Source organism: Janthinobacterium sp. NKUCC06_STL, assembly GCF_019345455.1.
Classification (GTDB): domain Bacteria; phylum Pseudomonadota; class Gammaproteobacteria; order Burkholderiales; family Burkholderiaceae_D; genus Janthinobacterium; species Janthinobacterium rivuli.
In genome coordinates this window covers 649,386-670,782 of the sequence record NZ_JAHKQY010000003.1, presented here as the reverse complement: position 1 = coordinate 670,782, position 21,397 = coordinate 649,386, and the positions used below count along the sequence as shown (strand labels likewise).

22 protein-coding genes and 1 pseudogene are annotated in these 21,397 nt (G+C 65.2%); 4 read left to right on the top strand and 19 right to left on the bottom strand.

Annotation, left to right across the window (positions count from 1 at the left end; translation table 11 throughout):
- Positions 1-367 (bottom strand): annotated as a pseudogene (locus KO539_RS15650) (hypothetical protein); the annotation flags it as partial.
- Between the two features lie 149 nt (positions 368-516).
- Between KO539_RS15650 and KO539_RS15645 the strand changes: the two are divergent.
- Complete coding sequence (locus tag KO539_RS15645) at positions 517-1,239, top strand: PhaM family polyhydroxyalkanoate granule multifunctional regulatory protein (RefSeq protein ID WP_219310459.1); 723 nt, start codon at positions 517-519, stop codon at positions 1,237-1,239.
- Positions 1,240-1,260: 21 nt separating this feature from the next.
- On the opposite strand, the gene KO539_RS15640 is transcribed toward KO539_RS15645, so the two are convergent.
- From KO539_RS15640 to KO539_RS15590, 11 genes are all read right to left on the bottom strand, one after another.
- Positions 1,261-1,557 (bottom strand): hypothetical protein, encoded by a 297-nt coding sequence (locus KO539_RS15640; RefSeq protein ID WP_225242919.1) that lies wholly within the window; start codon positions 1,555-1,557, stop codon positions 1,261-1,263.
- Positions 1,541-3,271, bottom strand: coding sequence for a response regulator (locus tag KO539_RS15635; protein ID WP_219310458.1), 1,731 nt, complete (start codon positions 3,269-3,271; stop codon positions 1,541-1,543). The genes KO539_RS15640 and KO539_RS15635 overlap by 17 nt, the downstream gene beginning before the upstream one ends.
- Positions 3,272-3,282: 11 nt before the next feature.
- Positions 3,283-4,002: a sensor histidine kinase KdpD gene (locus KO539_RS15630; RefSeq protein WP_219310457.1), complete on the bottom strand. Its 720-nt coding sequence runs from the start codon at positions 4,000-4,002 to the stop codon at positions 3,283-3,285.
- A gap of 157 nt (positions 4,003-4,159) precedes the next feature.
- Positions 4,160-5,956 (bottom strand): family 2A encapsulin nanocompartment cargo protein cysteine desulfurase, encoded by a 1,797-nt coding sequence (locus tag KO539_RS15625; RefSeq protein WP_219310456.1) that lies wholly within the window; start codon positions 5,954-5,956, stop codon positions 4,160-4,162.
- Entirely contained in the window at positions 5,931-6,860 is a 930-nt protein-coding gene (locus KO539_RS15620; protein ID WP_034784363.1) for a family 2A encapsulin nanocompartment shell protein, read from the bottom strand. The genes KO539_RS15625 and KO539_RS15620 overlap by 26 nt, the downstream gene beginning before the upstream one ends.
- Positions 6,861-6,973: 113 nt before the next feature.
- A complete protein-coding gene (locus KO539_RS15615; protein ID WP_051959649.1) occupies positions 6,974-7,198 on the bottom strand; it encodes a helix-turn-helix domain-containing protein in 225 nt (74 codons plus the stop codon).
- Between the two features lie 7 nt (positions 7,199-7,205).
- Positions 7,206-8,192, bottom strand: coding sequence for a serine O-acetyltransferase EpsC (gene epsC / locus KO539_RS15610; RefSeq protein WP_219310455.1), 987 nt, complete (start codon positions 8,190-8,192; stop codon positions 7,206-7,208).
- 19 nt (positions 8,193-8,211) lie between these two features.
- Positions 8,212-8,709 (bottom strand): rhodanese-like domain-containing protein, encoded by a 498-nt coding sequence (locus KO539_RS15605; RefSeq protein ID WP_219310454.1) that lies wholly within the window; start codon positions 8,707-8,709, stop codon positions 8,212-8,214.
- A gap of 228 nt (positions 8,710-8,937) precedes the next feature.
- Positions 8,938-10,569: an FAD-dependent 5-carboxymethylaminomethyl-2-thiouridine(34) oxidoreductase MnmC gene (gene mnmC, locus KO539_RS15600; RefSeq protein ID WP_219310453.1), complete on the bottom strand. Its 1,632-nt coding sequence runs from the start codon at positions 10,567-10,569 to the stop codon at positions 8,938-8,940.
- Entirely contained in the window at positions 10,569-11,132 is a 564-nt protein-coding gene (locus KO539_RS15595; protein WP_219310452.1) for a DNA-3-methyladenine glycosylase I, read from the bottom strand. The genes mnmC and KO539_RS15595 overlap by 1 nt, the downstream gene beginning before the upstream one ends.
- Positions 11,133-11,170: 38 nt before the next feature.
- Positions 11,171-12,658, bottom strand: a complete 1,488-nt coding sequence (locus KO539_RS15590; protein ID WP_219310451.1) for a PLP-dependent aminotransferase family protein — start codon at positions 12,656-12,658, stop codon at positions 11,171-11,173.
- A 106-nt stretch (positions 12,659-12,764) separates the two neighbouring features.
- On the opposite strand from KO539_RS15590, the gene KO539_RS15585 reads away from it, so the two are divergent.
- Positions 12,765-13,226 carry an OsmC family protein gene (locus KO539_RS15585; RefSeq protein ID WP_219310450.1) on the top strand — a complete coding sequence of 154 codons (462 nt, stop codon included), beginning with the start codon at positions 12,765-12,767 and terminating at the stop codon, positions 13,224-13,226.
- Entirely contained in the window at positions 13,227-13,880 is a 654-nt protein-coding gene (locus KO539_RS15580) for an FMN-binding negative transcriptional regulator (protein ID WP_219310449.1), read from the top strand. It abuts the gene before it with no gap.
- Here KO539_RS15580 and KO539_RS15575 read toward each other — a convergent pair.
- The 3 genes from KO539_RS15575 to KO539_RS15565 all read right to left on the bottom strand — a co-directional run bounded on the left by KO539_RS15575 (position 13,864) and on the right by KO539_RS15565 (position 16,079).
- A complete protein-coding gene (locus KO539_RS15575; protein WP_219310448.1) occupies positions 13,864-14,817 on the bottom strand; it encodes an AEC family transporter in 954 nt (317 codons plus the stop codon). The genes KO539_RS15580 and KO539_RS15575 overlap by 17 nt on opposite strands.
- Positions 14,818-14,916: 99 nt before the next feature.
- Entirely contained in the window at positions 14,917-15,354 is a 438-nt protein-coding gene (locus tag KO539_RS15570) for a CHRD domain-containing protein (protein ID WP_219310447.1), read from the bottom strand.
- Positions 15,355-15,521: 167 nt separating this feature from the next.
- Positions 15,522-16,079, bottom strand: a complete 558-nt coding sequence (locus tag KO539_RS15565) for a helix-turn-helix domain-containing protein (protein ID WP_034753667.1) — start codon at positions 16,077-16,079, stop codon at positions 15,522-15,524.
- A 254-nt stretch (positions 16,080-16,333) separates the two neighbouring features.
- Here KO539_RS15565 and KO539_RS15560 point away from each other — a divergent pair, with 254 nt between their 5' ends.
- Positions 16,334-16,570 (top strand): hypothetical protein, encoded by a 237-nt coding sequence (locus tag KO539_RS15560; RefSeq protein ID WP_099401350.1) that lies wholly within the window; start codon positions 16,334-16,336, stop codon positions 16,568-16,570.
- Here the strand turns inward: KO539_RS15560 and KO539_RS15555 are convergent.
- The 4 genes from KO539_RS15555 to KO539_RS15540 are packed head-to-tail and all read right to left on the bottom strand — an operon-like array spanning position 16,567 to position 21,257.
- Complete coding sequence (locus tag KO539_RS15555) at positions 16,567-17,574, bottom strand: spore coat U domain-containing protein (protein WP_219310446.1); 1,008 nt, start codon at positions 17,572-17,574, stop codon at positions 16,567-16,569. The genes KO539_RS15560 and KO539_RS15555 overlap by 4 nt on opposite strands.
- On the bottom strand, positions 17,574-19,928 hold the full coding sequence (locus KO539_RS15550; protein WP_219310445.1) for a fimbria/pilus outer membrane usher protein: 2,355 nt from the start codon (positions 19,926-19,928) through the stop codon (positions 17,574-17,576). The genes KO539_RS15555 and KO539_RS15550 overlap by 1 nt, the downstream gene beginning before the upstream one ends.
- Positions 19,929-19,985: 57 nt before the next feature.
- Positions 19,986-20,714 carry a molecular chaperone gene (locus KO539_RS15545; RefSeq protein WP_278317623.1) on the bottom strand — a complete coding sequence of 243 codons (729 nt, stop codon included), beginning with the start codon at positions 20,712-20,714 and terminating at the stop codon, positions 19,986-19,988.
- Positions 20,715-20,726: 12 nt separating this feature from the next.
- On the bottom strand, positions 20,727-21,257 hold the full coding sequence (locus tag KO539_RS15540) for a spore coat U domain-containing protein (RefSeq protein ID WP_219310444.1): 531 nt from the start codon (positions 21,255-21,257) through the stop codon (positions 20,727-20,729).
- Positions 21,258-21,397 lie beyond the last annotated feature (140 nt).

The window sequence follows — 21,397 nt, the reverse complement described above, 5'->3', positions numbered from 1 at the left end:
GCGCCGTGATGGCCGGGGCGGCCACGGCGGCCGGTTCGCTCGTGGCAGGGCCTTCCGGCACGTCGCTGGCGGGCGCCGTCAACTGGGGCGTTTCGCTCGACGCCAGCTCCGTCGGGGGCGGCGGGGGCGGCGGCCGGGGCTTGGGCACGGGCCGCAGTTCAGGCGGCGGTGGCGGCACCACCGGCAGCGGTTTGGGCGGCTCGGCGATCAAGGCCATGCTGACCACCTGCGCATGATTCTGTCCCAGCGGCACCATGCTGGCACGCGAGGTGAGCCATTCCAACGCCACGTAATGCAGTACGCCGATGACCGCAACAAAGATGACGGTACGGCGGCGCGGTGACGAAAAGAAGGAAGCAGGCATCATGAGGCGTAGTGTAACGCTTCCGCCCCGCTTCCCGCTTCTTGCCCGTGCTCAACTCTTAATGTTTTATGTAAGAAAATGTTGGCGGCATTGCGTCAGTTGCAAGCCGATATCTGCTACGCTAAGCCTATCCATCTACCAGGAGATTTCGCATGGCAAACCCGCAAATGCCCCAAATTCCGGGCGCAGCAGTTGTGACCGATACGCTCGACTTCGTCAAAAACCTGTGGGGCAGCATGAGCGTGCCCGGCATGGGCGTGCCTGGCATCACGGCGCCCACCATGTCGGTGGAAGAGCTGGACAAGAAAATCAACGACCTGAAAGCCGTCGAAGCGTGGCTGAACCTCAACACCAGCATGCTGCGCGGCAGTATCCAGGCGCTGGAAGTGCAGCGCGGCACCATCGCCACATTGAAATCGATGGGTGCGTCACTGGCGGCGGCCATCACGCAACCGGGTGCCAGCGAGAAAACCGTGTTTGAATCCGTGCCCTACGCTTCCGCGTTTTTCCAGCAAGCCGCACCTGCGGCGCCTGAACCGAAACCGGCTCCTGCGCCAGCACCTGCGCCCGTACCGGAACCGGCTGCGGCTGCGCCCGGCGATGCCGGCAGCCAGGCGGCAGCCCAGCTCGCCAATCCAAGTGCTTGGTGGAATTTGTTACAAGATCAGTTCAAGCAAGCCGTCTCGACGGCGATGTCGCCTGACGCCGCCAGCGCGGCAGCGGCCAGCTTTGGCAGCGTGAGCAAAGCCAAGCCAGCGGCCAGCAAGCCGGCCAAACCTGCCGAGGCAGGCACGGCAGCCAAGGCCAAGGCCCCGCTGCGCAAGGCGCCGGCAAAGCGCGCGGCACCCAAGGCGAAAGCGCCAGGCAAAGCCTGATGCTGCAAGCCGGCAATATGATCAGGCGATACGATGAATGCGGATCGCCTCGATCATGTTGTCGGCCTGGCGTTTTACGTCACCGATCGTGATCAGGCCTTCGTCGGCCAGCGCCTTGGCGTGCTCGTACGAAGACTGGAATGTTTCCAGCGTGTCTCCCTTGGCGGCGACCGGGCGTACCCAGGCAATACTGCCGACTTTCATTTTTTTGTACACTTCATTGACCACATCACGCATAGTTTCTTCCTTATTGTTGTAAAGCAACTCAAGCACGGGCGAACCCACGCTGGCCCCTAGTTTATCATCCGGCACGCTCACGCACGGCTTTTCCGCCTTTTTCCGGCGCCGGCGGCGTTTTTTCCGGCGCTGCGACGGCTTCTTCCGGCCCGGGCGGCGGTGTCAGCTGCACCAGTTGCTCCATCAATTGCGCGAAGCGCTGCTGCCCTGGTGCAATTTTGTCTACATATAACAACACTTCCATGGCCTCGGCCGCCAGGTCGGCCTGAAACCCACGCTGCTCCAGGCACGACACGATGATTTGCGCGGAATTGAACAGGATACGCAGGTTGTTCGGCAGCTTTTCGCGCGCCGTGCGCATCCAGGCGACCGCCTCGTTGAGCTTGTCCGTCTTCCACAGCAGCACGCCCTTGTTCATCAAGTCCGACGCTTCCTTGCGCGCAGCGATGATCAGGCTCGTGCCCTCGTCGCCCATCTTCGCCTTGTCGAAAATCTTTTGCACCTCGTCCTGCACCACCTGGTTGTCGTGGTTGTTCTTCACCACGTAGCACAGCAGGCCGGCCGGCGCATCCTTGACGCCGACGGCGAACAGCAAGGTGGCCAGCTCCATGCAAATGCTTTTCTCGGGCCGCGCCGGGTCTTCCAGCAGCATGGCTTCGAGCTCGTCGCCGCACTTGCGCGCGCGCCGGTAATCGCCCGTTTCGTGATGCACCATGCCTTCCGTGATCTTCGCGCGCAGCCCGATCTGCTCGGGCGAGAATTCGCGCTGCGCCAGCAGCAGCCATTGCAGCGCCTCCTTGGCATCCTTCTTCAAGCCGCACACGCGCGCCAGTCCCAGGTAGGCGTCCGGCGTTTTCATGACGGAAAACTCGCCGATGGAAATACACTTGCGAAAAGCCTTTTCCGCCATGCTGACATTGCCCACTTTCAGGGCCGCCAGTCCCAGGTTGCGCTGGCGCGGCACGGAATTGGGCGACAGGCGCGCCGCCTTTTCCAGCACGCCGCACGCTTCCTCGTGCTGGCCCATCAACTGGTAGGCGACGGCCATCTGGTCGTAGGCGTCGATGTAATACTTGTTTTCGACGATCACGCCCTGGAAGATCTGCCGCGCCGCCTCGTGCTCGCCGTTGTTCATGCGGATCTTGCCCAGGCCCGCCTTGGCCCAGCTGTAATCGCGCTCGGCCAGCACTTTTTCGTACACGGCGCGGGCCTTTTCCGGTTCACCGCTTTTCAGCAGCAAACTGGCCTTCATGCGCAGCAATTCCAGCTCGTGCAGCTTGTTGACTTCGATCTGCGCGTCGCACAGCTTGGCCGCGCGCAGATAATCCTTTTCCATGCAGGCCTGGTCGATTTCGCGGAATACCTGCTTCTTGTGCCACACGCGGTTCAGGCGCGTCAGCAGCACGCCTTCCGTGATCGGCTTGATCAGGTAGGCGTCGGGCTGGTGCTCGGCCGCGCCCATCACGGATTCCACGCTTTTCTCGGCCGACACCATCAGCCACACACTCGACGGCGCCGTCAGGTTGCGCACGCGCGTCTCTTCCAGCACTTGCTGGCCGTTCTTGCCTTCGCCCAGGTTGTAATCGCACAGCACCACGTCGTAGCGCGTCTTGGCCAGCAGCTTCATGGCTTCGCCGCCGCTGGCCGCCTGGTCGATATGGCGCGCGCCCAGGTTGCGCAAGGATTCGCGCAGCAGGATGCGGATGCCGATGAAGTCGTCGACCAGCAGATAATGTTTGTCGGCCCAGTCGGTGCTGCCCGCTTCGGCGGCGGTGGCGTGGCTGTCTGTCGTCATGGCATCCTCGTTCAGGGCAGGCGCAGGATGAAGCAACCGCCGCCCAGGGCGCCGCCATTTTCCAGGGCGATGCTGCCGCTGCTGCCCCGGTGCTTGTGCATCTTTGCCACTTCGCTGGAAAAATACAGGCCCAGTCCCGTGCTGTTGGTGGAAAAATTCACGCCCGCCGTCATGCCATCCATGGCCGCGCTGCCCGCGTCGAGCAAGGCCTGCGTATAGCCGTCGCCATTGTCTTCCACGCGCAGCTCGAGCATGCCGTCGTGCTCCCGCACGGACAGGCGGATCGTGTCTTTCGTGTAGCGAATGGCGTTGTTGATCGCATGCGCGAGCACGCCGATGACCAGGTCTTCATCGAGGGTCCAGATCAGCTCCGGCGCACAAGCCGTCTCCAGATGGATGCCTTTCGAGGCCAGCAGGATCTTTTCCTGGTCCACCACCTGGTCGACCACCTGGCTCACCAGTTGCGGCTGCACGTCGAACGGGTAGCCGGGCTTGCCCACTTCCTTGTACAGGGCCAGCAGCTGGATCAGGTTATCGTTGAGGCGCTTGGTCTGGTACAGCATCTGCGCCATCTGCAGGTAGGCTGGGTCGGCCTGCGGCGCGGCTTTCGCCTGCTCGGCCGCCAGCAAGGATTCCAGCGTGCCGCTGACCACGCTGATCGAGTTTTTCATGTCGTGCACGGTCGACGCCAGGAACAGGAAAAGCTCGGGCGAGCTGTGTTGATCTTCCACCGGACATCTCCTTGGGGCCGCAGCTTGATTATTGCCAAGGATAAATTATACCGCCAGCCTGCGGGCGCCTGCCAGCCGCGCGCAAAGTCCCTGACGTGATGCAACAATGCCGCCCCCGCTTGCGCAGGGGCGGCATCAGCTTAACAAGCAGGCAAGATCAGCGGCGCGCACCCGCCAGGCGTTTCACCACGACGATCATGCGGTCGATTTCCTCATACGTGTTGTAGAAGGCGAACGATGGCCGCACGGTCGCTTCCACGCCGAAGCGGCGCAAAATCGGCTGGGCGCAATGGTGGCCCGAGCGCACGGCGATGCCCTCGTCGTTCAGGGCGCGCCCCACTTCCGCCGGCTCGTAACCGGCCAGCACGAATGAGGCCACGCTCGCCTTTTCAATCGCCGTGCCGATCAGGCGCACGCCGGGAATCGCCTGCAAGTGGTGCGTCGCGTATTCCAGCAGCGCGTGCTCGTAGGCGGCGATGTTTTCCAGGCCGATGCGCTGCACGTAATCGATGGCCGCGCCCAGGCCCACGGCATCGGCGATATTGCCCGTGCCCGCCTCGAAACGGTTCGGCACGCCCTGGTAGACGGTGCGCTCGAACGTCACGTCGGCGATCATGTTGCCGCCGCCCTGCCATGGCGGCAATTGCTCGAGCAAGTCCGCCTTGCCATACACGGCGCCGATGCCCGTCGGGCCGAACACTTTATGGCCCGAGAAGACATAAAAATCGGCGCCCAGCGCCTGCACGTCCACGCGCAGGTGCGACACGGCTTGCGCCCCATCGACCAGCACGCGCACCCCGGCCGCATGCGCCAGCGCGATGATCTGCGCCACGGGCGTCACGGTGCCCAGCGCATTCGACACCTGCGTCACGGACACCAGTTTCGTACGACCGTTGAGCAGCTTGCGGAATTCGTCGAGGTTGATCTGCCCGCTGTCATCGACGGGAATCACGCGCAAGGTCGCGCCCTTTTCCGCCGCCAGCTGCTGCCATGGCACGATGTTGGCGTGGTGTTCCAACTGCGAGACGATGATCTCGTCGCCGCTGCCGATGTACTTGCGGCCAAACGTATTGGCGACCAGGTTGATGCCTTCCGTGGCGCCACGCACGAAAATGATTTCATTGGCCGAGGCGGCGCCAAGGAACTGCGCCACCTTGGCGCGTGCCGCTTCATACGCGTCGCTGGCGCGCGCCGCCAATGCGTGTGCGGCGCGGTGAATGTTCGAGTTCTCGTGCGCATAAAAATACGACACGCGGTCGATCACCGACTGCGGCTTGTGCGTGGTGGCCGCATTGTCGAACCAGGCCAGCGGCTTGCCGTTGACCCTTTCCGCCAGCACGGGAAAATCGCGCCGCACGGCATGCACGTCGAATGGCGCCGGCGTTTGTCCTTGCTGACGCGCAGGCAGCTCGGTCTGGAAATAGAACGCGGGCTGGCCACTGGATGGCGATACGGGCAGCTGGCGCGCGGGCGAGCGCTGCGGCGTGGCAAACAGCCCCCGCAGATCGTCGGGCGCCGCCTGCCCCAGCCCCTGCTGCGCCAGGCCATCGAGTTTGTGGCTTGATGCGGGATAGCCATGCGCGCCGCCGACAAAATAGTAGGGCGACGGCGCATCGAGGCTTGACGCCCGCGGCGTGGGAATCGATGCCGGCGACGGCGCAATCGGTGCTTCCAGCGGCGCCGTCACGGGCGGCACCTGCGCCGTCGCCACGCCGGGAGCGATGGCGGCGAACGAAGGGCCGGGCTGCGGCGGCGGGCGGTTCGCATAGCGGGGCGCCGCATCGAGCACGCTGCCGGAACCACCGAGGCTGGGCGACTTGTCCAACGCAGGGGCCAACCCAGGCAGGCGCGCGAAAAACTCGCCCGCCAGGCGGTTCAGGGTCGCTTCGTCAGGCAGAAACGGGACAGCAGGCAAGCCCGCCGCGCCATCACTTGTAGGTGTCTGGGTAGTCATGGTATTTACCGATCTCCACGTCTTCCAGTACGGCCAGCGCATCGTCGGTCAGCACGGCCAGCGAGCAATACAGCGAAATCAGATAGGACGAAATCGCGTGGCGGTTGATGCCCATGAAACGCACGGACAGGCCCGGGCTTTGCTCGCCCGCCAGGCCAGGCTGGAACAGGCCGATCACGCCCTGGCGCTGTTCGCCCGCGCGCAGCAAGATGATCTTCGTCTTGCCGTCTTCGATCGGCAGTTTGTCCGATGGCACCAGCGGCACGCCGCGCCACGTGAGGAACTGGGAACCGAACAGGCTGACGGTCGGCGGCGGCACGCCGCGGCGCGTGCATTCGCGGCCAAAAGCGGCAATGGCCAGCGGGTGCGCGAGGAAGAAGCCCGGTTCCTTCCACACTTTCGTCAGCAGTTCGTCAAGGTCGTCCGGCGTGGGCGCGCCCGTCAGGGTGAAGATGCGCTGGTCGTCATGCACGCTGGCCAGCAGGCCGTAGTCGGGATTGTTGATCAATTCACTTTCCTGGCGCTCCTTGATCGTCTCGATGGTCAGGCGCAGCTGCTCCTTGATCTGGTCGTGCGGGCTGCTGTACAGGTCCGACACGCGCGTGTGCACGTCGAGCACCGTGCTGACGGCATTGAGAAAATATTCGCGCGGCTGGTCGTCGTAGTCGACGAAGGTTTGCGGCAGTTCCGACTCGTCGCGCTGCGAGCAGGCGACGCGCACGTCCTTCGGATTTTTTACGCGATTGAGGCGGTAGATACCCGCTTCCACGGGCAGCCATTGCAGCAGGTGCACGAGCCAGCGCGGCGTGATCGTGGATAACTGGGGGACGCTCTTGCTTGCATTGGCCAGCTGGCGCGCGGCGTTATCGCCCAGCGCAAACTGGTTCTCTGTTGCTTCTGCCATGACTACTCCTGATGAGAAAAGTGAATATGCTTATCTGAAAAACAAATAAAGTATCAAGCGTCTCCCCTGATCTCTCAACATGCTATCGCCATCAACGCGGCGTTATCATCGACCTAATCCACCAGCTCCGGTTCGCAGCGGGCCATCAATCCCGCCAGGCCGACGCCCAGCGCGATGGCCAGCTTTTCCACCGTCAGCAGCGACGGCGTGGCGGCGCCCCTTTCGATTTCGCCGATGAACGAGCGGTTCAAGTCGGCCGCTTCGGCCAGGCGCTCCTGCGACCAGCCACGCCCTTCGCGCAACTGGCGCACGGCCAGTCCAAACTGTTTGATCAACATGCTGTCCTCATGGGTGATGGGCAAAAGCGGGTTGGGATGACGCTGGCGACTCCGGTGCTTCCTGCTGGTTATGCGCTTGCGTGACATGGCTGCCGGGCGCCACGCTGCGGGTCAGCCAGACATTGCCGCCGATGACGGAGCCCTGGCCGATGGTCACCCGTCCCAGGATCGTCGCGCCCGCGTAAATGACCACGTCGTCCTGCACGATGGGGTGGCGCGCCAGTCCCTTTTTCAGCACGCCATCAAAGCCGGCGGGAAAGCGCTTGGCGCCCAGCGTGACGGCTTGATAGATGCGCACGCGTTCGCCGATGATGGCCGTCTCGCCGATCACCACGCCCGTGCCATGGTCGATGAAAAAGCTGCTGCCGATGATGGCGCCCGGGTGGATGTCGATGCCCGTCTGCGAATGGGCCACTTCGGCGATGATGCGCGCCACCAGCGGCGCACCGAGTGCATACAAGGTGTGCGCCAGGCGGTAATGGATGATGGCCAGGATGCCCGGATAGCACAACAGCACCTCATCGACGCTGTGCGCGGCCGGGTCGCCATGGAAGGCGGCCGCCACGTCCGTGTCGAGCTGGCCGCGGATGCGCGGCAGCGCGCGGGCGAAGCGCTGCACGATGGCCAGCGCCTGCTGTTCGATGGAGACCGTCTGCTGCAAGCCGTGCTGGCGCGCGTGGTAACTGAGTTCGCGCCGCACCTGCTCGTGCAAGCCCGTGAGGGTCGTGTCGAGCGTGTGGCCGACAAAGAAATCCTCGCTCTCCTGCTGCAGGTCGAGGGGACCCAAGCGCATGGGAAACAGGGCCGCGCACAGGGCTTTGATGATGTCGTGCAAATGCTGGCGCGACGGGAATTCGCGCGCGCCGCACTCCTGGTTGCTGGCCAAACCTTCGCGCCACTGCTCGCGCACGGCGCGCAATTCATCGACGATCTGGTGCAGTTCCCATTGCGGCTGCGCGGCAAGGGAGGCCGGGGGAAGGGCTCGCTGGTTCATGGTGGTTCCGGAAAGAGGTTTAATCTTGCAGCCAGGGCAGCGCATGCCAGCGCCAGCCACCGCTGTGGCCACGCTGCTGCTGTTCGTCGAGGTCGCCCTCGAAACCTTGCGCGATATTGAAGACGTGCGTGAAACCGGCCTTGGCGGCCGCTTCGGCAGCCGCGGCCGAGCGCTTGCCGCTGCGGCACAGCAGCACCACGACGGCCTCCTTGCCGCCCGCCTTTGCTTCCAGTTCGCGCGTAAAGCGGGGATTGCGGTTCATGGACGTGCCGGTCGCCCACGCCACGTGCAGCGAGGCCGGCACGTAGCCGACAAAGGTGCGTTCCTCGTTGGTGCGCACGTCGACCAGCACGGCCTTGCCGGCCTGCACCAGCTGCCACGCATCCTGCGCGCTGACGATGCCCGCATACGGCAAGCCCTGCGCCTGCGCCTGGGTACGCGCGAGATTGAGCACTTCGTCAAAAGCCGCCTCGCCGTGGGCGGCGCGGGGATCGAAAATCAGTTCTGCAGCAGCCATCTTTCCACCTCTTTATTCCGTCGTCAAAAACCAGCACGAGTCCACTGTAGCGAACTTATGTTGTTCGGAAAACAAATTAAAAAGAGTTTGGAAAGCTGAAAAACATATATAGGGACTACGCGCGGAGCGTCCGCATATGGGGTCAGACCCTCATGTGCGTTGGCGCCAAGCTTTGCGTCAGCTGTGTTGGGGGTCTGACCCCAGCCCTCGCCTGCTCTGCGCCAACGCTCAACCAGCGCGGCGGCGTTCGCGCAGCAGGAAGCGCGCAGGATCAAGCGCAGCGGCCAATTGACTCTCCAGTGGCAGCGGTTCCCCCTCCAGCTGGCACGCCAGCAGCTCGGCCGCCAGCGGCGCCCAGATCAGGCCGCGCGAGGCGTAACCGAGCAAGCCAAACAGGCCGGGCCAGCGCGGCACGTCGCGCAGGCGCTCGCAGCGGCCCGGTATGCCCGGGTCGGGCAAGGCGCCCGCCAGCGGCAGGCGGTCCGGCGCCATGCAGCGAAAGCCCGTGCGACCGGCCAGTGGCGCGGCGAACGGAGCGACACCCAGGATGTCGGCGATCTTCGCGATATTGTCTTCCTGGCTCGATGGGCGCAATTTGGTGTCCGTATCCGCATCGTAGCTGGCGCCCACGCAGACGACGCCCTGGTGCGCCGGCGTCATGTAGGCTTCGCGGCAGACGACGAACGGCAACGACGGCAAGCTGCCTTCGGCCAGGTGCGTGACCTGGCCGCGCACGGCGTCGAGCGGCAGGCCGGCCGCCTGTTCAAAATCGATGGCCCCCGTGCCAGCCGCCAGGATGACGTTGGGCGCGGCCGCGATCAGGGCGCCGTCCGCATCGCGCACCAGCCATTCCTGGTCGCCGCGCTCCAGGCGCAAGGCGCTGCTGGAAAAGCGCCGCGTGAGCAAGGCGCCGCAGGCGTCCAGCATGGCCGCGCAGACGGAAGACGGGCGCGCCCAGCCGCCCTGCTCGAACCACCAGGCGCCATCGGGCGCCGGCGCGCCCAGCATGGCGGTCGCCTCGGGCGCTTCCAGCCAGCGGGCGAATTCACGCGGATACAAGCCACTGGCGGCGATCTGCCGCTGCACCTGCGCATGCGCGCCGTCGCGCGCCAGGTGCAGCACGCCGCTTTGCGCACCCTCGATGGCCGCGCCGATGCCGCCCAGGTCTTTCCAGCGGCGCAACGAGTACAGATAGGCGGCGCGCGTCAGGCGCGTGGCGATGTTGTCGTCCTTCGACAGCAACGGCATGAAGATGCCCGCCAGGTTGCCCGACGCTTCGCTGGCCGGCTGCGCGTGGCGCTCGATCAGGGTCACCTTCCAGCCGCGCGCGGCCAGCCGTTCGCAGGCGGCCGCACCGGCCACGCCAGCGCCGATGACGATGGCGCGCCGCTCGGGTACGACGGCAGCCACGGATTCTCCGGAGCGCGCATAAAACACGGCGCGCAAACGGCTCTCGTCAAAAACAAAACCGTTCTTTTGCAGCGCCGTGCGCTGCGCCTCGTCCAGGTGCACGGCCTGCAGGCGCGCGCCATCGACCATCAGGCGCGCCAGCACTGGCGTGGCTGCCGGCACCCAGGCCAGATGCACTTCATCGACGCGCGCCGACAATTGCGCCAGGCAGGCATCGGGTTCGCCGATCAGCACGTCGAGCGTGACGAGGCCATCGTGCGAGACGATGCGGTGCAGGCCCGGCACGCAAGGCGGCCACTGTGCGCGCCACTGCTCGGGCAAGTGGCGCGCGTCGACGGGACGCGGCGCCAGCGCGATGTAGTGCAGACGGCGGCCGCCATGCGCCGCGCAAGCGGCGCGCAAGCGGGCACCGTCAAAATCCGTATCGAGCAGGACCAGCGCGCGGCGCATCAATGCCCCGCGCGACAAAAACAGGCGGGCGCGTGGTCGTTGACCATGCCGATGCCCTGCATGTAGGCGTAGATGATGGTCGAGCCGACGAACTTGAAACCCAGCTTGAGCAAGTCTTTCGACAGTTGGTCCGACAGGGCCGTCTTGGCGGGAAATGCGCCCGGCTGCCAGCTGTTGACGATGGGCTGGCCATCGACATACGCCCACAGGAAGCTGTCCAGGGTCTGCCCTTGCGCGCGCAGGCGCAAATAGGCTTGCGCGTTCGTGATGGCGGCCGCCACCTTCAGGCGGTTGCGCACGATGCCGGGGTCGGCCAGCAGCTGCGCCACCTTGTCCGGGCCATACGCGGCGATCTTTTCCGCGTCCCAGTTGTCGAAGGCGGCGAGGTAGGTGTCGCGCTTGTTGAGGATGGTTTCCCAGCTCAGGCCAGCCTGCGCGCCTTCCAGGTTCAGCATCTCGAACAGCCGGCGCTCGTCGTGGCAGGGCACGCCCCATTCCGTGTCGTGATAGTCGAGGTAGCGGGGATTGGCCGGGTTGGCCCAGGAGCAGCGGGTAATATTCATGGTCGTGTTCTTCATGTGCAGGCAAGTGCCAGTATAGTTTATCGGCCGCGCAGGATGCGTCCCAGTTCCTGCAAGCCGTGCGCCATCTCGTCCGGGGGAATCGCCGCAAAGCCCAGCAGAAGCCCGGACGGCGTGGCGCACTCGGGCCCCGCCGCCGGGTCGGCATAGTGGCCCAGCGGACGCAATTCGATACCGCGTGCCAAGGCCGCGCGCGATACCGTTTCTTCATCATGGCCGGCGCGAAAATACGCGCATAGTTCCAGGCCGCTGTCGGCCGGGCCGCACGCGAGCTGATCGTCGAGTTCGCGCGCAAGGCCACGCACCAGCAAGTCGCGCCGCTCGGCATTGCTGTCGCGCGTGCGGCGGATATGCCGGCCAAAGTGGCCCTCCGCGATGAAGTCCGCCAGCGCCATCTGCGGCACGATGGCCGTGTGCCGGTCCATCACGGCCTTGGCTTGCACCAGCGCGTCGGCCAGCGCGGGCGGCGCCACCATGTAGCCCAGGCGCAGGCCGGGAAACAGCACCTTCGACAGGGTGCCCACATACACCACGCAGCCGGCCCGGTCCAGGCTTTGCAGCGAGGCCAGCGGCGCGCCCGTGTAGCGGTATTCGCTGTCGTAATCGTCTTCCACCAGCCACGCTTTATTGTGTGCGGCCCAGGCCAGCAGGGCCAGACGGCGCGGTAAACTCATGCTCACTCCCAACGGCATCTGGTGCGACGGCGTCACGTAGGCCAGCTTCGCCTGCGGACAATGTGCCACGCCATACGCCACGTCCAGCCCCTGCGCATCAACGGGCACGGGAAAGACGCGCGCGCCGGCCGCGCGCAGCGGGCCGCTGGCGCCCCGGTAGCCGGGCGACTCCATCCAGGCAGAGTCGCCCGGCGCCAGCAGAATGGTCGACAGCAAAAACAGCGCCTGCTGCGAACCGGAAGTGATGACGATCTGCTGCGGCGTGCACTGGACGCCGCGCGACGCTTTCAGATACACGCACAGCAGCTCGCGCAGCGGCAGGTAGCCGGCCGGGTCGCTGTAGCCGAAATGGTGGTCGGGCCGGCGCCAGCGCCGCGCTTCCAGGCGATTCCACACGTCGAACGGAAAATGGTCGATGCGCGGCATGCCGACGCGGAAGGCGCGCAACGGACCACGGTGGAACGCCACCTGGCGCATGGCCGCCACCACGCCCTGCCCGCGCGCCGACAGGGGCCGCAGCAGGCCGGACGCCGTTGCAGGGGCAGAGGCAGACACCGGCAGCGGGACGTCGCGACTGACAAAAGTGCCGCGCCCCACGGCGCCATCGAGATAGCCTTCGGCCGTCAGCAGCGCATACGCATTGAGCACCGTCTGGCGCGACACGGCCAGCAGGCGGCAAAAGTCGCGCGTGGGCGGCAGCTGCATGCCGGGACTCATGCGGCCATCGAGAATGGCGGCCTTGATGGCCGCATACAACTGGCGAAACAGCGGCTCGCCGGCGCCGCGCTGCAGCGGCAAGGCGGCGATGAGCTGGTGCAGATGGGACGCTGACATGGTGGCCTTCTTGAATTGGTAGCTTCAAGATAGCACTTATTGGCTGTTTTAAATAGCCAAGACTGGCGCTAAGATGGCGCATCCCCCCTACTCTTGCGGAGCACCCATGCATCAATTTTTCGCCACCGTGGCCTGGCAGCGCGACGGCCAGGATTTCGCCGGCCAGCGCTACAGCCGCGGCCATGCATGGCAGTTCGACGGCGGCCTAACGGTAGCCGCCTCGTCGTCGCCCCTGTCCGTGCCGCTGCCCATGTCGGTGGCGGCAAATATCGATCCGGAAGAAGCGCTGGTGGCCGCCACGTCGAGCTGCCACATGCTGTTCTTCCTGTCGCTGGCAGCGCAGCGCGGCTATGTCATCGACGACTACCGCGACGAAGCCACCGGCGACCTGGGGAAAAATGCGGCAGGCCGCCTGGCCATGACGCGCATCGTGCTGCGCCCGCGCATCGCGTTTGCGGGAACGCCGCCCTCGCCCGAGGCGCTGGCGGCCCTGCACCACGACGCGCATGAACGCTGCTACATCGCCAATTCGCTGACGGCCGACGTGGTCGTGGAAGGAGCCAATTAAATGTACACGCCAGCCAGCTTTCGCGAAGAGCGCCTCGACGTGCTGCATGGCTTGATCGACGCGCATCCGCTGGGCGCGCTGGTGCGCCAGAGCGTCGATGGCCTGTGCGCCGACCATCTGCCGTTCGAGATCGCCGCACCCACGCCTGACGCCCCATTCGGCATCCTGCGCGCCCATGTGGCGCGCGCCAACCCGCTGTGGCGTACAGCCGGCGGGAACGATGAATGCATGGTGATTTTCCAGGGGCCGCACGCCTACATCACGCCCGCCTGGTATGCGGAAAAGCAGCGCAGCGGCAAGGAAGTCCCCACCTTCAACTACGCGGTCGTACATGCCCACGGCCCCCTGCGCGCCATCGACGATGCGGCATGGCTGCTGGGATTGGTGGAGCGGCTGACGGCGCGCCATGAAGCGGGGCTGGCCACGCCATGGCGGGTGAGCGATGCACCGGCCGGCTATATCGAAAAACTCTTGAAAGCCATCGTCGGCATCGAAATCCCCCTCACGCGCCTCACGGGCAAATGGAAGCTGGGGCAGAACCGCACGCAGGAAGATCAGGCCACGATGGCGCGCGAACTGGCGCACGACAGCCAGCCCGGCGCGGCGCAGGCCCTGGGCGCGCTGATCGCCGCCAACGTCACGCCAGCCAGCTGACGGCCACCGAAAACGTCAAAAACGACAGCGCCGTCGAGACTAAAATAATGCGGGCGATGCGCGCCGTGTTCGCCCCGAAGCGTTCCGACAGCAGCGAGACGTTGCTGGCGCTGGGCAGGCACGCCACCAGCACCATGCAAGTCAGCGCGAACGGATCGAGCGGCGCGCCCAGCGCGATGGCCGCGTGGCCGATGCCCCACACCAGCAGCGGATGCAGCAGCAGTTTTTTCAGCGCCACGGGCACATACTCTCCCAGCGGCGCCGGATCGCTCGTGCTCATTTGCGAGCGGGCCAGCACGGCGCCGATGGTAAACAGGGCAACCGGCGAGGCGGCGTCGGCCAGCAGGCCCACCGTCTGCATCAATGGCTTGGGCAAGGCCAGTGCCAGCCACGATGACATGGCCCCCAGCACGATCGCCCACGGCATCGGGTTGCCGGCCATGCCCTTCAGGGCGTTGACGACGGCGGCACGGCTGCCGTGCGCGCCGCCGCTGCCGATGCGCGACAGGGCGATGCACAGCGAACTGGTAATGAGCATATCGACGACGATGGTGACGATGACGGGGCCCGAGGAGCGGGGACCGAGCAAGGTCAATAGCAGGGGCACGCCCATGAAGCCCGTGTTCGGGAAGGCCGCCACCAGCGCGCCGAAGGCGGCGTTGTTCCAGTCGATGCGGTGGCTCAGTGTCATGGCCATGGTGACGCCCACCATGATCAGCGCGCACAGCAGGTAGACGCCGAACACGCTGGCGTCGAGCAGCTGCGCGATGGGCGTGGCGGCGCCGAAGCGGTACAGCATGCACGGCAGCGCGAAGTACAGGACAAAACTGTTCAAGCCGCCGATGGCGGCCAGCGGCAGCAGCTTGCACCGCACGGACAGGTAGCCGCACAGCACCAGGGCGAAGAAGGGAAAGGTGATGGCGAGGATGGTCAGCATGGAGCGCCATTGTAGCGCGCTGCACCGGCTGGCCGCCTGGCGCAAAAAAAGGCCGCTCGCGCGGCCCAAGGAGGTTTCGGGGATAACGCCGCTGGCCGGCTAGGGCTTGAGCTGGGCGCGGATCTCGCCGGCCGGGTAGGCGGCGCTGTGCACGTTCACGTACAGGTTGCCGGCCTGGTAGCTCGCATACTGGGGCGGCGTGAGCATGGCGCCGGCCGGCACGGCAAACATGCCTTCGGCCGTTTTCACGAGCGGCACGATGACGGGGCCATTGGCGCCGGCCGGCGCTTCATGGATGTGCGCGACGGTCGCCACCATGCCCGTGTAGCGCACGCCGCCGCTGACGCTGCGGTCGTGGGCGACGCGAAGATTGCTGCTGCCGCTGGCCGTGCTGGTATTGGCCGGCACTTCCTGCGCGCCCGTCAAGGTGACGTCATGGCCGCCCGGCTGATGCGGTCCATGGGAACAGGCGCCCAGCAGGGCCGCCAGCGCCAGCACGCTGGCGGCCCTGCGTACGTGTTGTTGCAGTGTGCTCATCGCAATACTCCTTCAACGGACATCGGATCACGGATGGCGCCCTGCCCCGCCAGCAGTGCTGAACCGGGGTTTGCGCCGCACTTGCGTTGCATAGTGCGACAGTAAGGCCATGCCGCCGTGTCCGCATTGCTTTTCGCCAAACTTGCTGCGCGCCTGCCAGCGCGTCCTCAGGCCAAATGCCCTTCCGCCACCCAGCCACGGTTGGCGGCCGGCGCCTTCGGCTTGGGCGCGATGCCGCTGCTTTTTTCCGCGTCGAGGATGATGCTGCGCATGCTGTCGCTGGCGGCCGGCCCTGGCGCGAACGCGTAGTACTCGTCATTGATGGGCAAGCCCGTCGTGGCGTCGACCAGCACCGGGTCGGCGGCCAGGCCCGTGTCGCGGCTGGCGATGACGAGGCTGGCGCCTTCCGGGGCGAAGTTTTCATTACCCCAGGCAATAAACGCCAGCAAGACGGGCTTGAAGGCGCGCCCGGACTTGGTCAGCACATAGTCGTAGCGGGGCGGCTTGGCGCAATACAGCCGGCGCGTCATCAAGCCCCCTTCCACCAGGTCGGCCAGGCGGCGCGTCAGGATGGTGGGGGCGATTTTGAGGCTTTTTTCAAATTCGTCGAAGCGCGTCTTGCCATAAAACGCTTCGCGCAGGATGAGGATGCTCCACCATTCGCCCACCTTGCCCAGGCTGCGCGCAATCGGGCAAGGCAAATTATTAAAGTTGGTATGTTTCATGGCCATCTCCTCACATTGATTCAACACAACAATCGAAAAAAAATTTCAGTTGCAACACGGAAACTTAGTTACTATCATTTTGAAAGTGAGGTGCGTGCCCCTGTGGCGGGCTGAAAATACGCGAAAACTCACACTTTCCTTGTTCAAGTACAATCGTGGCTAGTTCTGTTCCCCCAATCCCGGTGCGAAAAACGGTGCCAGCCACGCCTTGCGGCGCTGCTGCCCACGCCCGTTTTTCACTCGATGCGTTCACGATGACCCCTTTGAAGCTTGCCGTACTGCCTGCCCTGCTCGCCCTGTCCCTTTGCCAGACCACCACCGCCGGTACCGTGTCTTCCGCGTCGTTCCAGGCCACCTTTGTCGTTCACGAAACGTGCACCATCGTCTCGCAGCGCAACAGCGCCCAGGTGCGCTGCCAGCACAACACGCCCTATCTGCTGCTCCAGCAGACAACGCCATCGGGCGCTGGCCTCGTCACCGTCACGTTCTAAAAATAAATCGTTGCCGTCACCGTGTCCTTGTAGTCGCCGGGGCGCGGCGACACCTGCGCCGGCACGCGGCCGTAAATGGTCAGCGGCACGCTGGCGCCCGTCCCCGTGCCCGTCACCATGCTGGTCCCAGCCGTGCCATCGCCCCAGGGCGCACCATCGAGCGTGGCCGACAGCAGGTAGCTGACCTTGTCCGTGGTGACGGTGTTCTTCATTTGCCGGTTGGCCACATTGAGCGCCACGCTGCCGCCGTTCAGGGCGATCTGGTAGGCGTTGTTGTTCACGCAGCGCACCGACAAGGTGCTGGTGCTGCGCAGGTTGCCCGTCAGGATGGAGGCGTTCGCGAACGCCATCGGCGTGGCCGTGATGGTGCAATCGTTGACGGCCGTGGCATTCACCGTGAAACCGAAGCTGCCGCTGGTGGCCGAGCAACCCTGCAGGTTGATCAGGCCATACGTGGTGTACGTGTAGGTGCCCACGCCGGCAAAGCTCGACGTATACACGGTATTGGCGTTGGCGACCGTGGGCACGGCGGCCAGGGCCGTGCCGGCAGGGATCTTCGCGTACACGGTAAACGTGGTGGAATACGTGCCGGGCGGCGCCAGCAAGCCGGCCGACAGGATCATGCCGAAGGTCGACGGCGCGCCCGCCACGCCGGCGCCGCCCCAGATCTTCGCCGTCGCATACGAGTTGTCCACATAGATGTTGTACTCCATGCGGTTGCTGCCGTTGCCCAGCTTGCGCGGCAGGGCCGAGGTGGAATTCGTGCCCAGCCCCAGCGAGATGCACACTTGCGCATTCGGCGTGAGCAACTGTCCCAGGTTCAGCGACGAAAACAGGCAGCTGAAGGTCCCCGTTGCCTGCGCCACATAATCGGTACCGGAAATCGGGCTGACGGAGCCGAAATCGATATTCGTCATGCTGACCGTGCAGGTATCGACCGCCTGCGCCGCGCTGCCCCAGGCGCAGCCCAGCAGCAGGGTCAGCCATAGCAACAGGCGGCGCATCAGTGGCCCGCCCCGGCGCTGGCGGCAACGCCAGCGCAGCGCAGCGGCCCGATCACGGGCAAGCCGCCAGCCGCCGGACGCACATAGGCAAAACGCACGGTGCACGCGCTGTCACCCTCGCCAACTTGCAACTGATTCTGTTCGAGCAGGTCGTCGACGAAAACGATGCCGTCAAATCCCACGACCGTCTGCTTGCCGCTTTGCAGGTGCAACACGGGCAAGCCCGTGGCCAGCGGCTTGCCCTGCGCATCCTGCACGATGACGGTGGCCGCGCTGTAGCGCTCGATGGGAAAATCCGCCAGCACGCCCGCCAGGTGCTGCGGCACGACATTGACATTGCTCACGGGTACCCGCGCATCAACGTCGAGCTCGTCGGTAGCGATGCTGATCTGGTTATTGCCATAGGGGTTCAAATTCGGCACCAGCAAATAGCCTCCCCTGCCCGTCACGCCGATCTGGCGGTTTTCATGCAGCACAGGAATATTGCCCACGCCGCCAGTCGACACCAGCGCAAAACCATTGCCCACCTGGCGCGCCGCCTCGACATGGCCATCCATCAGCACCAGCGCGCCAGCCGCGCCCAGCGACGAGGCATTGCCCATGCTGCTGCTTTGCGTGCGCGCGCTCACGCGGCCATCATTGCCCAGATATTCCACCTGCGCCTGGCGGTAGGCATTGCCGCCCGCCGTGCCAGCCTGCAAGTTCCAGCCGAAGCCGCCGCCAAAGTCCGCCGCGCGCTGGGCACTGACGCTGCGGCCGCTCTCGCCGTTTTGCCGGCTGCTGTTCACGCTGAGGGACAGATTGTTGTCAAAGGCCATGCTCAGGCCAAAGTAAAAGCCCCGCTTCTCGCGTTGCCGCAAGTCCTGGAACAGGCTGGCGTTGAAGAACAGGCCGTGCAACAGGGTGGCGGAATAGCCCACGGTGGCCAGCTTCGATGGCGGCGCGCCAGGCGTGCGATAGCTGATATAGCTGCTGCTGATGCTGCTTCCTGCAGGTAATGGCAGGCTGACGGTAAAGCGGTCCGCCGCGCGCACCACGGGACTGCCGTCGCGCGAAGCCAGGTCGCCAAAGCCGGCGCTGGCGCGCACGCTTTGCGCATCGACGCTGAAGCGCGGCCCCATGTACTGGTAGCCGGCGCCGAACTGGACGCCACGGCTGCGGCCGGCGCTGGCCGACAGCGAACCGCTGAGCACGCCCGCCTGGCCCAGCCGCAGCAGCGCGCCCGCCCCCACCTGATACAGGCCGGCGGCCAGCTCCGCATGGCCTTCGAGGGTGAAGCTGTCGCTGACGCCATGGCGGACGGAAGCGCTGGCAACGAGCTGCCGTTCATAGCCGAACAGGCGGCGGCCATAGTCGCGCCGCAAGGCGCCCGCCTCGACCGAGTAATCGCTCAAGCCGCCGGCCAGCATGCGCGTATCGACGTACAGGGGCAGCACGGTCGTCACGCTGCGCCCCAGCGCATCGCGCGTGATCAGGGTGGCTTGCCCGGCGCCATTGATGCCGGCCACCTGGTTCAGCACAAACGGACCGCTGGGCACGCTGGCAGCATATTGCTGCACCCCATTGACATACAGGCTCAGCGACGAAGGCACGAGCGCCGTGCCATCGACGGAGGCGACGGGAAAGGTCAGCAGGTCGGGGCGCAGCTGGAAATTCTTGCGCCACTGCACGCCACCGACGCGCACGGCGCGGCTCCAGCTGAGCGACGAGGAAATCAGGTCGCCCACCTGCCACGTTTGCAAGGTCTCGGGGTCGGCGTGGCTCCAGAAGGTGTCAAAGCGCATGTATTTGCGCTGATCCGCCCCCAGGTTCACCGTGCCGGTATTGCTGAAGACGCCGCTGTCATTGAAATAGCGCACGTCGTTGAAGATGGCGGCGCGGCGCGTCCGGCCCAGTTCCGCATACGCTTCGTAATTGAGGACGGCGCCGGGCGTGACCCGCGATGGCGGCGTCTGCGCCGCCGTGCGCGCGCTGATGCGGTACGGCGCGCGCAAGTCGTCCGCCACCTGCAGCGACACGCTCTGGCGCGCCGCGTCATATTCATAGCTGAGTCCGGGAATCGCATCGAGCGCCACCTCGGCCTGACCGGGTGCGACCAGGCGCGCCGGGTCCAGCCCCAGCTGCTGCAGGTTCGCCACACTGCTGCGCAAGCCTTTGCCCACCTGGGTAAAGCGCAAGATCAGCCCGGTTGATTCAGCATTCACAGTGACCTCCAGATACAGTTCATTCGGCGCCGCCGGATCGCTGGGCAAGCTGGCGGGGCCCGGATCGGCGCCCGTCACGGCCACCGCGGCATCGGCCCTGGCCAGCGGCGCCATGCCCAGCAACAGCAACGCTGCCAGTACGCGCTTCATGGTGTGGCCGCTTGCGCCCGAGGCGCGCGGCAAGCCGGCCCGTCATGGCAGCCATGTTCAAGGTGTCGAATTCTTGGCAATGAGTGCCTTGGCATTCACATTGACCGCAATACTCAACGGTCCATCCAGTTCGGCCTCCCTGGCTACGGGCAGGCGCCAGACGCGCATGCGGGCTGCCAGGACATAACCAAACAGCCCCTTGCTGATGACAAACTCCTTGCCCGCCTGGTTCGTGAACGTCATCGCCCCGAGCTGCGCATGGAAATTGCCGCTGTTTTTGACGCGCAACATCCACTCGCCCTGTTCCCGGAACACCTGCCAGTCGAGCACTTCCTTGCCCGGCGCCCCGGCCGGCAGCACGAACACGGGCACCGAATAGCGCAGGCGGATATCGACGCCGCTGCGGCCCGCCTCATCCTCGCGGCTGACTTCATCGATGAGCACGCGATACGTCTTTTCCTGCGCGACGGGGCCAGCCTGGGCACGCACGAGACGGATGGTCTGCCGGCTGTTGGCGGCGATCTCGACGATCGGCGGACTGGCCACCAGTTCCTGCGTTGGCGCCAGCGTTTCCTCGCCATCGCGCTGGTCCCAGACGAACACCCGCACCTGGCCGTAGATGGGCTGGTCGCCGAGGTTTTGCAGGCTGATGCCGGCCGCATTCTGCGCCGCGCGCAAGTTGAGCGTCACCGGCGAAATCTGCAGACTGGCGCCGTGCGCACCCGTGGCGCAGCAAGCCAGCAGCGCCAGCACGCCTTGCATCAGGGAAGCAGCACCGGCCTTCACGCAGCGCCCGGCTTAAAAGTAAACGGTGGCCGTGATGGTCGACTTGTAGGTATCGGGCGCCGGTGTCGCCTGCGGCGGAATATTGCCGTACACGGTGATTGGCTGCGATGAGCCGTTGCCGGTGCCGCCGACGGTATTCGTGCCCTGGGTATCGCCCCACAAGGTGCTGCCGGCCGTCTGGTACAGATTGAACTGCACCGTCCCTAGGTTGCCGCCGGTACCGCTCAGGTAGCGCGTGGTGCCCGATGAGCCGGTGCCCGAGCCAGCCGTCAGGCCCACGTTATACAGCGTGGTATTGGTGCAGGTGACGTTCACGGTCGTATTGACGTTAACGGCAGTAGCCAGTACACCCTGACTTTGGCCAAAGTCGAGATTGGCCGCCGCGATGGTGCAATTGGCGATGATTTTCAGGGTGACGTCGAAGGTGGTGTTGGCGCTGCCATTCAGATACACGGCGGCGTCGGCGCCACGCGGCAGGAGCGCCGTGGCGGCAATAGCCACGCTGGCGGCAACGATAAGGCGGGGGAAAATAACTCGCAACATGATACCTCCTGATGATGGAACATCATTAATGAGCCCGCCAATATGGAGGGCATCGAGGATAGTCACGGTATTGCCGGCGTTTTCTTGGGCACGCAAACCAGGACGACAAATTACGTGTGCCGAGAGTCAGGAACCCGGGG

Excerpts from the sequence above, each read along its gene's own strand:
- KO539_RS15645 (WP_219310459.1), top strand. The coding sequence starts at position 517 with ATGGCAAACCCGCAAATGCCCCAAATTCCGGGCGCAGCAGTTGTGACC.
- KO539_RS15635 (WP_219310458.1), bottom strand. The coding sequence starts at position 3,271 with ATGACGACAGACAGCCACGCCACCGCCGCCGAAGCGGGCAGCACCGAC.
- KO539_RS15625 (WP_219310456.1), bottom strand. The coding sequence starts at position 5,956 with ATGACTACCCAGACACCTACAAGTGATGGCGCGGCGGGCTTGCCTGCT.
- KO539_RS15620 (WP_034784363.1), bottom strand. The coding sequence starts at position 6,860 with ATGGCAGAAGCAACAGAGAACCAGTTTGCGCTGGGCGATAACGCCGCG.
- KO539_RS15615 (WP_051959649.1), bottom strand. The coding sequence starts at position 7,198 with ATGTTGATCAAACAGTTTGGACTGGCCGTGCGCCAGTTGCGCGAAGGG.
- epsC (WP_219310455.1), bottom strand. The coding sequence starts at position 8,192 with ATGAACCAGCGAGCCCTTCCCCCGGCCTCCCTTGCCGCGCAGCCGCAA.
- KO539_RS15605 (WP_219310454.1), bottom strand. The coding sequence starts at position 8,709 with ATGGCTGCTGCAGAACTGATTTTCGATCCCCGCGCCGCCCACGGCGAG.
- mnmC (WP_219310453.1), bottom strand. The coding sequence starts at position 10,569 with ATGCGCCGCGCGCTGGTCCTGCTCGATACGGATTTTGACGGTGCCCGC.
- KO539_RS15595 (WP_219310452.1), bottom strand. The coding sequence starts at position 11,132 with ATGAATATTACCCGCTGCTCCTGGGCCAACCCGGCCAATCCCCGCTAC.
- KO539_RS15590 (WP_219310451.1), bottom strand. The coding sequence starts at position 12,658 with ATGTCAGCGTCCCATCTGCACCAGCTCATCGCCGCCTTGCCGCTGCAG.
- KO539_RS15585 (WP_219310450.1), top strand. The coding sequence starts at position 12,765 with ATGCATCAATTTTTCGCCACCGTGGCCTGGCAGCGCGACGGCCAGGAT.
- KO539_RS15580 (WP_219310449.1), top strand. The coding sequence starts at position 13,227 with ATGTACACGCCAGCCAGCTTTCGCGAAGAGCGCCTCGACGTGCTGCAT.
- KO539_RS15575 (WP_219310448.1), bottom strand. The coding sequence starts at position 14,817 with ATGCTGACCATCCTCGCCATCACCTTTCCCTTCTTCGCCCTGGTGCTG.
- KO539_RS15570 (WP_219310447.1), bottom strand. The coding sequence starts at position 15,354 with ATGAGCACACTGCAACAACACGTACGCAGGGCCGCCAGCGTGCTGGCG.
- KO539_RS15565 (WP_034753667.1), bottom strand. The coding sequence starts at position 16,079 with ATGAAACATACCAACTTTAATAATTTGCCTTGCCCGATTGCGCGCAGC.
- KO539_RS15560 (WP_099401350.1), top strand. The coding sequence starts at position 16,334 with ATGACCCCTTTGAAGCTTGCCGTACTGCCTGCCCTGCTCGCCCTGTCC.
- KO539_RS15555 (WP_219310446.1), bottom strand. The coding sequence starts at position 17,574 with ATGCGCCGCCTGTTGCTATGGCTGACCCTGCTGCTGGGCTGCGCCTGG.
- KO539_RS15550 (WP_219310445.1), bottom strand. The coding sequence starts at position 19,928 with ATGAAGCGCGTACTGGCAGCGTTGCTGTTGCTGGGCATGGCGCCGCTG.
- KO539_RS15540 (WP_219310444.1), bottom strand. The coding sequence starts at position 21,257 with ATGTTGCGAGTTATTTTCCCCCGCCTTATCGTTGCCGCCAGCGTGGCT.